Source organism: Actinomadura macrotermitis (genome assembly GCF_009604375.1).
Classification (GTDB): Bacteria; Actinomycetota; Actinomycetes; order Streptosporangiales; family Streptosporangiaceae; genus Spirillospora; species Spirillospora macrotermitis.
In genome coordinates this window covers 15,598-28,605 of the sequence record NZ_WEGH01000003.1, presented here as the reverse complement: position 1 = coordinate 28,605, position 13,008 = coordinate 15,598, and the positions used below count along the sequence as shown (strand labels likewise).

The 13,008-nt window shown below is 72.9% G+C and carries 9 protein-coding genes; 8 read left to right on the top strand and 1 reads right to left on the bottom strand.

Annotation, left to right across the window (positions count from 1 at the left end; translation table 11 throughout):
- Positions 1–127 precede the first annotated feature (127 nt).
- Positions 128–2,467 carry a hypothetical protein gene (locus ACRB68_RS21395; protein WP_153535331.1) on the top strand — a complete coding sequence of 780 codons (2,340 nt, stop codon included), beginning with the start codon at positions 128–130 and terminating at the stop codon, positions 2,465–2,467.
- Here ACRB68_RS21395 and ACRB68_RS21390 read toward each other — a convergent pair.
- The gene (locus ACRB68_RS21390; protein ID WP_153535328.1) at positions 2,460–3,947 is read right to left on the bottom strand and encodes a glycosyltransferase family 39 protein; all 1,488 of its coding nucleotides are present in this window, start codon (positions 3,945–3,947) and stop codon (positions 2,460–2,462) included. The genes ACRB68_RS21395 and ACRB68_RS21390 overlap by 8 nt on opposite strands.
- A gap of 297 nt (positions 3,948–4,244) precedes the next feature.
- Here ACRB68_RS21390 and ACRB68_RS21385 point away from each other — a divergent pair, with 297 nt between their 5' ends.
- The 7 genes from ACRB68_RS21385 to ACRB68_RS21355 all read left to right on the top strand — a co-directional run bounded on the left by ACRB68_RS21385 (position 4,245) and on the right by ACRB68_RS21355 (position 12,964).
- Positions 4,245–5,096, top strand: a complete 852-nt coding sequence (locus tag ACRB68_RS21385; protein WP_153535326.1) for a TIGR03936 family radical SAM-associated protein — start codon at positions 4,245–4,247, stop codon at positions 5,094–5,096.
- A gap of 214 nt (positions 5,097–5,310) precedes the next feature.
- Positions 5,311–8,139, top strand: coding sequence for an Rne/Rng family ribonuclease (locus ACRB68_RS21380; protein ID WP_153535324.1), 2,829 nt, complete (start codon positions 5,311–5,313; stop codon positions 8,137–8,139).
- A 291-nt stretch (positions 8,140–8,430) separates the two neighbouring features.
- Positions 8,431–8,745: a 50S ribosomal protein L21 gene (gene rplU / locus ACRB68_RS21375; protein WP_328594543.1), complete on the top strand. Its 315-nt coding sequence runs from the start codon at positions 8,431–8,433 to the stop codon at positions 8,743–8,745.
- A gap of 12 nt (positions 8,746–8,757) precedes the next feature.
- Positions 8,758–9,015, top strand: a complete 258-nt coding sequence (gene rpmA / locus ACRB68_RS21370) for a 50S ribosomal protein L27 (protein ID WP_153535322.1) — start codon at positions 8,758–8,760, stop codon at positions 9,013–9,015.
- 112 nt (positions 9,016–9,127) lie between these two features.
- Positions 9,128–10,531, top strand: a complete 1,404-nt coding sequence (gene obgE / locus ACRB68_RS21365; RefSeq protein WP_328594542.1) for a GTPase ObgE — start codon at positions 9,128–9,130, stop codon at positions 10,529–10,531.
- 32 nt (positions 10,532–10,563) lie between these two features.
- Positions 10,564–11,703, top strand: coding sequence for a glutamate 5-kinase (gene proB / locus ACRB68_RS21360; RefSeq protein WP_153535318.1), 1,140 nt, complete (start codon positions 10,564–10,566; stop codon positions 11,701–11,703).
- Positions 11,696–12,964 carry a glutamate-5-semialdehyde dehydrogenase gene (locus tag ACRB68_RS21355; protein WP_153535317.1) on the top strand — a complete coding sequence of 423 codons (1,269 nt, stop codon included), beginning with the start codon at positions 11,696–11,698 and terminating at the stop codon, positions 12,962–12,964. Before proB ends, ACRB68_RS21355 begins: the two co-directional genes overlap by 8 nt.
- Positions 12,965–13,008 lie beyond the last annotated feature (44 nt).

The window sequence follows — 13,008 nt, the reverse complement described above, 5'->3', positions numbered from 1 at the left end:
GAACTATTTATAGGTTCATGTTGGGATATTTCGCCCAGTGTTCACTTGTGATCACCTGTGGGCGGCCGGGATTTGAGTGATCTTCCTTTCGAGGACCCCGAGGGCGGGTCCGTCGATAGGTGAGGTCATGCGACAACGAATACACAAGGTCCTTCTCGCGCTGGTCATGGCCGTTGTGGCGGCCTTCGGCGCGGGGATTCCGGCTGCTGAGGCCGGTCCGTCCCAGCGGGTGGCGCCGGCGGTGCCGGCTGCGGCGGGACAGTTCCATTCCGCTCGGGCGCAACTGCTGAGCGGTGCGAGCATCGCCGCCAGTGCGACCCTGACGGTGAAGGTCGCCGGGGTGGGCGGGCTGCCCGCTTCCGGGCTGGACACGGTATGGATCGACTTCGCGGTCAAGGGCACCGGGAGCGCTGACGGGGCACTGGTCCCGTATCCCTCTGACGGGACCCGGCCGGGTGTCTCGGGGAGCCTGTACGAGGCCGGTGGCTACAACCACGACCTGTTGCCCGTGAAGGTAGGCGCCGACGGTGCCATCAAGATAGGCAACTTCGGCAACGTTCCCACGGCTGCGACCGTGTACGCCGTCGTGCACGGCTACACGCTGACCAGTGCCGGGACGACGGCCGGCTCCACCTTCACGGCCCTGTCCCCGGCGCGCGTGCTGAACGGGGTGACGGTGCCGGCTCAGGGCTCCTACACCTTCTCGCCGCTCGGGCAGGGCGGCGTGCCCTCCTCCGGCGTGTCCGAGGTGGTCTTCACGCTGACCGGCTCGGCCACCGCGGCGACGCGGCTGACCGTGCACCCCTCCGACACCGGCAACCAGGTCGGCACCGACCTGACCCTGTGGGCCGGCAACTACCGCGACAACCTGGTGATCGGCAAGCTGGGCCCGGACGGGAAGGTCACCATCGGCAACCTCGGCACGACGGCGGCCAAGATCTGGGCGGACGTGTCGGGCTACTACGCCTCGCCGCAGGCGTCCCTCGCCGGGGGCGTCGAGCGTCCGCTGACCCCGGCCCGGGTCCTCGGCCCGGTGAACGTGGCGGCCAACGGCACGTACGCGTTCGCCCCGCTCGGCAAGGGCGGTGTGCCCGCCACCGGCGTCTCCGCGGTCGGGCTCAACATCTCGGTGCGCAGCGCCGACACCGGCTACGTGAGGGTGTACCCCTCGGGCGAGACCCCGCCCGGCACCCGGACGGTCGGCTACCCGACGGCCGACCGGTACAACGCGGGCTTCGTCAACGCCAAGCCCGGCGCCGACGGGAAGATCATCATCAGCAACCCGAGCCCCTCGGCGGTGTCGGTGTCCCTGGACGCCTACGCCTACTTCGTCCCCTCCACCGGATGCACCTCGGCCCCGGCTCCGGCACGGGCCGCCGCGTCGCTCCCGGTGGAGTCCTTCTCCGCCACGAACGTGCTGCAGCGGTCGGCACAGCAGGGCACGAGCCTGGGCATGATCGAGTACGTCTACACCGACAACATCGGCCGCCTCATGCACGGCCGGCAGGACCCCGACTCCTTCAACTCGCTCCAGTGGACGGCGATCTCGGGCAACGAGGCGTTCACCGGCACCCCCGGCATGGCCGAGCAGGCCGACGGCCGCCTGCAGATCGCGGCGCACAACACCAGCGGCGACGTGTGGACCAGGCCCCAGAAGACCGGGGACCTGTTCGAGTGGGGCGACTGGGCGGACGTCCCGCAGGCCATGGCCTCGCACGCCACCCTCGTCCGCCACGGCGACACCCTGGTGGCCTTCGCCGTGGACGGCTCGGGAGTCCTGTGGGCGCTCCCGCAGAAGGACGCGAACGGGACCTACGGCTCCTGGGTGCGGCTGGGCTTCAGCGGGCTGACCGGCACCCCGGCCGCGATCGAGGTGGGCAACGGCGTCCGGGTGTTCGCCCTCGACTCGGCGGGCGACCTCAAGACGGCCCTCTACACCGGCGGCGTGCTGTCGCAGTGCGCCAGCCTCGGCGGTTCCGGTCTGAAGGGGACGCCTTCCCTGGTGAAGTACCCGGGCGGGAAGGTCCGCATCTTCGCGCGGTCCTCCGACGACTCGATCGTCACCAAGATCCAGGATGACTCGGGCGACTTCCCCGCCGCCTGGGACCAGGTCGGCACGTTCAAGGCCGCGGGTTCGCCGAGTGCCCTGCTGAGCCCCGCGGGCAAGACCGAGGTCGTCGCCCGTGCCGCCGACGGCCGCCTCTGGAGCTCCGGTGAAACGGCGCAGGCTTCCGGGACGTGGCGTGACTGGGTGCAGGCCCAAACCTCCGATGACACGTTCAGCGCGGCCACCGATCCGGTCGCCTTCACCTACACCAACACCTCGGGGCCGACCTGGGGGTTCGTGGCCCGGGACGCGGATCAGCGCAGCCGCCTCTACTACGTCGATGCGGCCGGCAGTGCACTGGCCAAGAGCGCACTGGCCTTCCGCAAGGTGACGCTGCCCGCTCCGCCACCGGCTAAGTGATGTGCCGGGCCGGTCTGCTTCCGGCAGGCCGGCCCGGACCACGGCGTTCGTACAGGGTCAGGGTGAGGCCGCCGAACTTCTGGGTGCCGCCGTGGGTGAAGCGCTTGTCCGCCTGCAATGCCTTGAGGTCGCGGCGGGGGAGCGGGGAGCGGTAGCGGTGTCCCGGCGGGGGGACCTCGACGACCCAGATGCGTGATTCCTTGTCGAGGAAGGCGCGGAAGCGGTCCAGCGGCAGGTCGGTCGGGCCGGGGGAGTGCAGGCGTGTGAAGGCGTCCGCGTAGGCCGTCACGAACTTCTCGCGATAGGCCGGGATGAAGACGACGGCGTCGCCGGGGCGTGCCTGCTGCCGCAGGAGGGCGGAGAAGCTCCGCAGGTCGTCCGGACGACTGTGCGGCTCGCGCAGGGCCAGTTGCGTGGGCACTGTCAGGGCTGCGGCGCAGGTCAGGGCGGCCAGCGCCGCCACTTGGCCATATCGGAGCCGCCGCGTCAGGAGCTCTAGCCCTGCGCCGGCCGCCAGGGCCAGGCCGCACACGCAGTACAGGACGTAGCGCGGGTGGTAGACGGGGTGGGCCAGCGAGATCGCGATGGACGTCAGCAGCGGGGCGATCGGCCAGGCCGCCAGCAGGACCGCGTTCCGGCCGGTGTTTCCGATGACGCCGAGGACGGCCAGTGCCACCAAGACGATCAGCAGGAGGGGGCTGCCCGTCGTCTCCAGTCCGAAGTCGTAGGGCGCCGTTGCCGGGGGCGCGCTCAGCCAGGAGACCTGGGCCCCTTCCTGGCCGCGTGCCACCAGGACCAGCGGAAGCACCATGGCGAGGGCGAGCAGTACCGAGAGGAGCCAGGCCAGGGTGTGCCGGAGGCGTTTCTCGCGGGGGAGCGCCACAAGGGCGAACAGGTGCGCGCTCAGCAGGAACAGCGCGTAGAGGTGGAACCAGCCCAGGAGGCCCATGCAGGCCCCGTAGGCGAGATACCAGCGCGGGGAGGGGCGGTCGCTCTCCAGTGCCCGCACCAGGAGGTAGGTCGCCAGGACGGCTCCGGCGCTGACCAGGGCGTACTGGCGGACCTCCTGCGCGTACCGGCTGGTGATCGGCAGCAGGCCGTAGAGCAGGCCGCCGTACAGGCCGGTCGCCGGGGATATCAGGCGGCGGCCCAGGACGGCGATTCCGGCGGAAGCCGCCGCCATGGCCAAGACGGAGGGCAGGCGGGTGGTGATCTCGTCCGTTCCGAAGAAGGTGACCAGGTGCAGGAAGGCGTAGTAGACGCCGTGCACCGCGTCCACCTCGTGCAGGAACGCCCACAGGGCGCTGAGGGAGCCGTGCCCGGCGACGACGCCGACCGACTCGTCCCGCCAGTACGAGGGCCCGTCGATCCGCCAGAGGCCGATCGCGAGGGTCAGCAGAGCCGGCAGGGGCCAGAGCGGTACGGCACGGCGGAGCGTGTCCGGCGTCCCAGCCCGTACCGGCGCACTGGTCTGCTGCATGAGGTCCCCGTCCGGCTTCGGTGATCGGCTGACGGATCACCGTGGCATCCCGCTCCCGGGAAGGCCACGGAGCTTCGGGATGTTCATTTGATGGTCCGCCCCGATTCGCGCCCCAGGGGCGCGGGTAGGTGCCCTGCTACCCCGCCGCCGGGTTCGCGCGGCGGCCGGGGCGCCCCAGGTCGTGCCTGGTGGGTGCGGTGGCGCGGCGTGCCGGTCACGGGCACGCCGGGGGGCCGTACTCTATAGGGAGACGTTTTCGACTCGACGCGAGTAGGAAGGACTACTGCCCTGGCTCCCATGCCGGAGGGTCCTGCACCGGCCCCCGTGACCCAGCGCCTGCGCGTCCGCTATGCCAAGCGGGGCAGGCTGCGGTTCACCAGCCACCGCGACATTTCCCGGGCCGTGGAACGCGCCGTCCGGCGTGCCGGGATCCCTGTCGCGTTCAGTGCCGGATTCTCACCGCACCCGAAGATCTCGTACACGGGCGCGGCGGCCACCGGGACGGCCAGCGAGGCCGAATACCTCGAACTCGGGCTCACCGAGCCCCGCGACCCTGCGCGGGTGCGAGCCGAGCTCGACGCGGCCCTGCCGGACGGCCTCGACATCGTGGATGTCGTGATCGTGCCTGCGGGGTCGGGAAAGCCGTCCGCCCTGGCGGACCGGCTGGAGGCGTCCGACTGGCGGATCAGGCTGGACGGTGTCGCATCCGACGACGCCGCCGCGGCCGTGGCGGCCTTCCTGGCCGCCGAGACCGTCGAGGTCGAGCGCCTCACCAAGAAGGGACGGCGCCGCTTCGACGCCAGGTCCGCCGTGTCCTCCCTGGAGCTGGACCGGCGTGCCACGGAGGCGGCGGATGCCCCTTGTGCGATACTTCGCATGGTTGTGCGGCACACCACACCCGCCGTACGGCCCGACGACATCCTCACCGGACTGCGCCAGGTCGCCGACCTCGCGCCGCCGTCACCGCCCTTGGTGACCAGGCTGGCGCAGGGGCCCCTGGACGCGGCCACCGGTGGTCTCGCGGATCCGCTGGATCCCGACCGGGAGACCGGCACGCCGGCCGGCAACGACGCCGGCGCGGCGGACGGCCCTGCGCACCCGCAGCCCGGGGGCGCCGCGAGCACGGATGCCGTCAGCGCCCACCGCTAGGGCCGAAGCCGGTGGCGGCCTCTGGCCGCCCACGGAACCGGTCCGCAGGGACGGCGGGCGCACCCCCGACGACTTCGTCGTCATGCCCGGACCGTTGTCCGGGCGTGGCGGCACCGACGACTGACGGAGCGCTCCCGTGCGGCGCACCGGGCCGGACCGCCTGCGGGCGGGGCGGCGCGGCCTGCGCCCGGGAGCCTGACGGGAGATTGCCCGCATGCTTGATAACGAAGCCGATTCGGCCACGCCCGAAGGCACCGACCAGGCCGCCCAGAGCGTCCGCCCGCCGCGCCGCCGCGCCGCGAGCCGCCCCGCCGGGCCGCCGCCCGACGTGGACGACACCCCCGCGGTGATCACCGCGGCGGACCTGGCCGCGCCGGCCCCGCAGGAGGAGGCCGGGCCGGCCAAGAAGCCCGCCCGGACCCGCGCCACGCGGGCGAAGAAGGCCGCCGAGCCCGAGCCGGCCGCCGAGACCGAGGCCAAGACCGAGGCGGCCGAGCCCGCCGAGCCGGTGGTCAAGAAGACCACCCGCACCCGTAAGCGCGCCGTGGCGCCCGCCGGGCCGCCGCCCGAGCCCGCCGACGAGCCGGCGCCCGCCGCCGCGGCGCCGCGCGTCCCGGCCGTGCCGCCGGTCCCGGCCGTGCCCGCCGTCCCGCCTGCGGCCCCCGCGGCCGAGGACGAGGACGAGGAGGCCGCCGGCGGGGTGCCCTCGGTGACCTTCCAGCCGCCCATGGTCGTCTTCCAGCCGCCGCAGCCGACCGCGGCGCCGCCGGCCAAGCCCCGCAAGGACGAGCCGAAGGCCGCCGAGCCCGAGGCCGACGAGGCCGACGAGGACGCCGCCGACGAGGACGACGAGTCCGACGACCGCCCGTCGTCGCGGCGCCGCCGCCGCCGGGGCGGCCGCGGCCGTGGCCGCAACGGCCGCGAGGGCGGCGAGGACGACGCCGAGGACGGCGACGAGCCCGAGGCCAAGGAGGCTCCGGAGGAGCCCGCCAAGGCCGATAAGAGCGATAAGGGCGACAAGGGCGGCCGGCCGGCGAAGGCCAAGGAAGCCAAGGAGGCCAAGGAGCCCGTCAAGGAGCCCGCGAAGGCCGAGCAGGCCGACGAGGCGGGCGACGAGGACGACGACGAGGAGGGCGGCGGCACCAGCCGGCGCCGCCGTCGCCGCCGTCGCCGGACGGGCACCGGCGAGGACGGCACCACCCCCGACGACCCGCCGAACACCGTCGTGCACGTGCGCGACTCGCGCACCGTCGAGGACGAGGTCCAGTCGGTGCGCGGCTCCACCCGCCTGGAGGCCAAGAAGCAGCGCCGCCGCGAGGGCCGCGAGCAGGGCCGCCGCCGCCCGCCGGTGATCACCGAGGCCGAGTTCCTGGCCCGCCGCGAGTCGGTCGAGCGCGAGATGGTCATCCGCCAGGAGGGCGAGCGCACCCAGATCGCCGTCCTGGAGGACGGCGTGCTGGTCGAGCACTACGTCAACCGCGCCACCCACCAGTCGTACGTGGGCAACGTCTACCTCGGCAAGGTGCAGAACGTGCTGCCCTCGATGGAGGCGGCCTTCGTCGACATCGGCAAGGGCCGCAACGCGGTGCTGTACGCCGGCGAGGTCAACTGGGACGCCACCGGCCTGGAGGGCCAGCCGCGCCGCATCGAGGTCGCGCTGAAGTCCGGCCAGTCGGTGCTGGTGCAGGTCACCAAGGACCCGATCGGCCACAAGGGCGCCCGCCTGACCAGCCAGGTCTCGCTGCCCGGCCGCTACCTGGTGTACGTGCCGGACGGCTCGATGACCGGCATCAGCCGCAAGCTGCCCGACAAGGAGCGCAGCCGCCTCAAGGCGATCTTGAAGAAGGTCATGCCCGAGAACGCCGGCGTGATCGTGCGGACCGCCGCCGAGGGCGCCACCGAGGAGGAGCTGGCCCGCGACGTGTCGCGCCTGGCCGCGCAGTGGGACAACATCCAGCGGACGGTGAAGACCGCGTCCGCGCCGTCGCTGCTGTACGGCGAGCCGGACCTGACGGTCCGCGTCGTGCGCGACATCTTCAACGAGGACTTCACCAAGCTGGTCGTGCAGGGCGACGAGGCGTGGGACACCGTCGCCGAGTACGTGCAGTACGTCGCGCCGCACCTGGAGGACCGGGTGGAGCGCTGGACCGGCGAGGGCGACGTGCTCGGCGCCTACCGGATCGACGAGCAGATCGCCAAGGCGATGGACCGCAAGGTGTGGCTGCCGAGCGGCGGCTCGCTGGTCATCGACCGCACCGAGGCGATGACGGTCGTCGACGTCAACACCGGCAAGTTCACCGGGCAGGGCGGCAACCTCGAGGAGACCGTCACCCGCAACAACCTGGAGGCGGCCGAGGAGATCGTCCGCCAGCTCCGGCTGCGCGACATCGGCGGCATCATCGTCGTCGACTTCATCGACATGGTGCTGGAGAGCAACCGGGACCTGGTGCTGCGCCGGCTGGTGGAGTGCCTGTCGCGGGACCGTACCAAGCACCAGGTCGCCGAGGTCACCTCCCTCGGCCTGGTCCAGATGACCCGCAAGCGGGTGGGCCAGGGCCTGCTGGAGGCGTTCTCGGAGACCTGCGACTCCTGCAACGGCCGCGGCATCCACGTGCACCTGACGCCGGTCGAGCCGAAGGCCGACAAGGCCCCCGCCGGCAAGGAGAACGGCTCGAACCGCCGCCGCAAGCGCAAGGGCGAGGTGGAGAAGGCCGTCGAGGACAAGCTCGCCGCGCAGGAGACGGCCAAGAAGGAGCAGGCGCAGGACGAGCCGGCCCCGCAGGCCGCGGTGGAGGCCGCCGACGCCGCCGCCGAGGTCGCGGGCGCCGGGCCGGGGCCGCTGGAGGCCGTCGAGCCGGTCGCGGCCGACCTGAACGGCGCCGAGGCGCCCGCCGAGGCCGGCTCGGGCAAGGACGCCGACGAGGCCGCCGCCCGTCCCGCCCGCCGCCGCACCCGCCGTCCCGCCAAGGCCAAGGCCGAGGCCAAGGGCGACGACGGCTCCGGCGACCGCGCCGGGGTGGCCGCCGAGGTCGCGGCCGAGTAGCACGGGGCCGGATGCCCCGCGCAGGACGCGGTTCGCGTTCTCCACGGGGCATCCGGTACCCTTGACTGTCGGCGCGCCATCGGCGCGTCTTCCAGACCTGCACCGGGGCCCGCAGGGTTCACCGGTGCGTCCCCCCGCCGATCCGGTGGGGTCAGCAGAGAGCGCCAGAGGGTCCTCCCTTTGGTGTGCCGCTCTCGGCTCCGGCCGGGGGTAGGCCCCCGCCCGGGGGCTGGGTAACCACGCGTGGGACCGGTTCGCTCCGGAAGCACGCGCAGACTGAAGGGTTCCGCGGTGTACGCGATTGTCCGCGCAGGCGGCAGGCAGGAGAAGGTGGCCGTCGACGACGTGCTCACCGTCGACAAGCTCTCCGGCGAGGCCGGTGACACGCTGAAGCTCCAGGCCCTCCTGGTGGTCGACGGCGACAACGTCGTCTCCAAGGCGGCCGACCTCGCCAAGTACGAGATCACCGCCGAGATCCTCGGCGCCGTCAAGGGCCCGAAGATCAACATCATGCACTACCGGAACAAGACCGGGTACAAGCGGCGGATGGGTCACCGTCAGCCCTACACCGAGGTCAAGATCACCGGTATCAAGGCCGGGAAGTAAGGGAGCTGAACCATGGCACACAAGAAGGGCGCATCGTCCAGCCGTAACGGACGCGACTCGAACGCCCAGCGCCTGGGTGTCAAGCGCTTCGGCGGCCAGCAGGTGAACGCCGGCGAGATCATCGTCCGCCAGCGCGGCACCCACTTCCACCCCGGTCCCGGTGTGGGCCGCGGCGGCGACGACACGCTGTTCGCGCTCGTCGCGGGCGCGGTGCAGTTCGGCCGGTACCGCGGCCGCAACGCCGTGAGCATCGTCGCGCCGGCGGAGTAATCCGCCTGGCAGTGACGTTAGAGGTAGCAGGGGCGGACCGATCCGGTCCGCCCCTTTGCTCTGTTCCCGGACATTTCCGGCGGAGCGCAGCAGCGAGACGAGGAGACAGACCGTGGCAGCTGGAGCCGGCGCCGGCGCGCAGTTCGTGGACCGGGTGGTCCTGCACGTCCAGGCGGGGCATGGCGGCAACGGCTGCGCCTCGGTCCACCGCGAGAAGTTCAAGCCGCTCGGCGGCCCCGACGGCGCCAACGGCGGCCGCGGCGGCGACGTGATCCTGGAGGTCGACTCCAACGCGGCGAGCCTGCTGGACTACCACCGCCGCCCGCACCGCAAGGCCACCAACGGCCGGCCGGGCCAGGGCGGGCACCGCACCGGCGCCAACGGCGGCGACGTGATCCTGCCGGTGCCCGACGGCACCGTCGTCAAGGACGCCCGCGGCGAGGTGCTGGCCGACCTGGTCGGCGAGGGCACCCGGTTCGTCGTCGCCGAGGGCGGCCACGGCGGGCTCGGCAACGCCGCCCTGGCCACCGCCAAGCGCAAGGCGCCCGGGTTCGCGCTGCTCGGCGAGCCCGGCGAGGAGCGCGACGTGGTGCTGGAGCTGAAGAGCGTCGCCGACGTGGCGCTGGTCGGCTTCCCGAGCGCGGGCAAGTCCTCGCTGATCGCGGCGCTGTCCGCGGCCAAGCCCAAGATCGCCGACTATCCGTTCACCACCCTGGTGCCCAACCTCGGCGTGGTGAGCGCGGGCGAGCACACCTTCACCGTCGCCGACGTGCCCGGCCTGATCGAGGGCGCCAGCGAGGGCCGCGGCCTCGGCCTGGAGTTCCTGCGCCACATCGAGCGCTCCTCCACCCTCGCGCACGTGCTGGACTGCGCCACGATGGAGCCCGGCCGCGACCCGGTCAGCGACTTCGAGGTGATCGAGAACGAGCTGAAGGCCTACGACCGGGTGCTCGGCGACCGGCCGCTGTCGGACCGGCCCCGCATCGTGGTGCTGAACAAGGTGGACGTGCCCGACGCCCGCGAGCTGGCCGAGATGGTCCGCCCCGAGTTCGAGAAGCGCGGGCTGCGGGTGTTCGAGGTGTCGGCCGCCTCGCACGAGGGCCTGCGCGAGCTGTCGTTCGCGATGGCGGCGATGGTGGAGGAGTTCCGCGCCGCGCTGCCGCCCGCCGAGCCGACCCGGATCGTGCTGCGGCCCGCCCCGGTCGGCGGCGACGCCGAGTTCGAGGTGAAGCGGACCGGCGACAACGAGTACCTGATCACCGGCGCCAAGCCGGTGCGCTGGCTGCGCCAGACCGACTTCGCCAACGAGGAGGCCGTGGGGTACCTGGCCGACCGGCTGGCCAAGCTCGGCGTCGAGCAGGCGCTGGCCAAGGCGGGCGCCGAGCCGGGCGCCACCGTGCTGATCGGCACCCAGGAGGAGTCGATCGTCTTCGACTGGCAGCCGGAGATCTCCGCCGACGCCGAGGGCGGCACGGGCCCGCGCGGCACCGACCGCCGCCTGGACGGATACCTGTAGCCCGCCCCTCTTCGCATCCCCCCGGAGCCCTGATGAGCAGCAGCATCCGCACCGAGATCGCCAAGGCCAGGCGGATCGTGGTGAAGGCGGGGTCGTCCTCGCTCACCACCCCGCAGGGCACCATCGACGCCCACCGCATCGACGCGCTGGTGGACGTGCTGGCCGCGCGCCGCGGCGAGGGCGACGAGGTCGTCTTCGTGTCCTCGGGCGCGATCGCGGCCGGCCTCGGCCCGCTCGGCCTGGCCGGCCGCCCGTCCGAGCTGGCCCTGCAGCAGGCGGCGGCGAGCGTCGGGCAGGGGCTGCTGTTCGCCCGCTACACCTCCTCGTTCGCCCGGTACGGGCTGACCGCGGGGCAGATCCTGCTGACCGCCGACGACATGATGCGGCGCTCGCACCACCGCAACGCCCAGCGCACCCTCGGCGAGCTGCTGGCGCTCGGCGTGGTGCCGATCGTCAACGAGAACGACACCGTCGCCACCGACGAGATCCGGTTCGGCGACAACGACCGGCTCGCCGCGCTCGTCGCGCACCTCACCCGCGCCGACGCGCTGATCCTGCTGTCGGACGTGGACGCCCTGTACACCGGCGACCCGCGGCAGCCCGGGGCGCGCCGCATCGACGAGGTGCGCGGCCCGGCCGACCTGGCCGGGGTGGAGCTCGGCGCGTCCGGCCGGGTCGGCACCGGCGGCATGATCACCAAGGTGGAGGCGGCCCGGATCGCGGGCGTCCCGGTGGTGCTGACCAACGCCGCGCAGGCCGCGCAGGCCCTGGCGGGCGAGGCGGTCGGCACCTACTTCCACCCGCAGGACGCGCGGCGCATGTCGTCGCGGCACCTGTGGCTGGCGCACGCCACCACCGGGCAGGGCCGGGTGGTGCTGGACGACGGCGCGGTCGAGGCGATCGTGCAGCGCCGCACCTCGCTGCTGCCGGCCGGCGTCACCGGCGTGCAGGGCGACTTCGCCGCCGGCGACCCGGTCGACCTGTGCGGGTCCGACGGCGCGGTGGTGGCGCGCGGCCTGGTCAACTACGACGCCGCGGAGATCCCGGAGCTGATGGGCCGCTCCACCCGCTGGCTGGCCCGCGAGCTGGGCCCCGAGTACGAGCGCGAGATCATCCATCGCGACCATCTGGTGATCCTCACCAACAGTGGAACAGGAGCCGGTGATGAGTGAGCAGGACGCGGAACGCGAGGAGTTCCTGCGGGTGGCGCGGCGCGCCAAGGAGGCCGCCGCGCAGCTCGCGCCGCTGCCGCGGGCCGCCAAGGACGCGGCCCTGCACGCGATCGCGGACGCGCTGGTGGAGGCCGCCCCGCGGATCGTCAAGGCCAACGAGGGCGACGTCGAGCGCGCGCGCGAGGCGGGCACCTCGGAGTACATGATCGACCGGCTGAGCCTGTCGGTGGCGCGGATCGAGGCGATCGCGGCGGCCGTCCGGCAGGTCGCCACGCTGCCCGACCCGGTCGGCGAGACCGTGCGCGGCAGCGTGCTGCCGAACGGGCTGGAGCTGCGGCAGATCCGGGTGCCGCTCGGCGTCGTCGGGATCATCTACGAGGGCCGCCCGAACGTGACCGTCGACGCCGCCGCGCTCTGCCTGAAGAGCGGCAACGTGGCGATGCTGCGCGGCTCGTCGTCGGCGTTCGAGTCCAACACCGCGCTCGTGGCGATCATGCAGGACGCGCTGCGCGGCACCGCGGTCCCCGCCGAGGCGGTCCAGCTGGTGCCCGGCACCTCCCGCGAGTCGGTCAAGCACCTGATGCGGGCGCGCGGCCTGGTGGACGTGCTGATCCCGCGCGGCGGCGCGTCGCTGATCAACTCGGTGGTGCAGGAGTCGACCGTCCCGGTGATCGAGACCGGCGTGGGCAACTGCGCGGTGTACGTCGACGCCGCCGCCGACCTGGACATGGCCGTGGACATCCTGGTCAACGCCAAGACCCAGCGCCCGTCGGTCTGCAACGCCGCCGAGACGGTCCTGGTGCACGCCGGCATCGCCGACGCGTTCGTCCCGCGCGCGCTGGAGGCGCTGCGTGCCAAGGGCGTCACGGTGCACGGCGACGAGCGCGTCCGCTCCTACGGCGACGACGTCGTCCCGGCCACCGAGGACGACTACCGCGCCGAGTACCTCTCGCTGGACATCGCCGCCCGCGTCGTGGACTCCCTGGAGGACGCCGTCGCGCATATCCGCGCCTACGGCTCGGGCCACACCGAGGCGATCGTGACGACCTCGCAGCCGGCCGCCAAGCGGTTCGTCGCGCTGGTCGACTCGGCGGCGGTCATGGTGAACGCCTCCACCCGCTTCACCGACGGCGAGGAGTTCGGCTTCGGCGCGGAGATCGGCATCTCCACCCAGAAGCTGCACGCCCGCGGCCCGATGGGACTGCCCGAGCTCACCTCCACCAAGTACGTGGTGACGGGGGACGGCCACACCCGCGGCTGAAAATGTGACATTGTGTCCCTTGTTGTCACGTTGGTGAGTGTGGT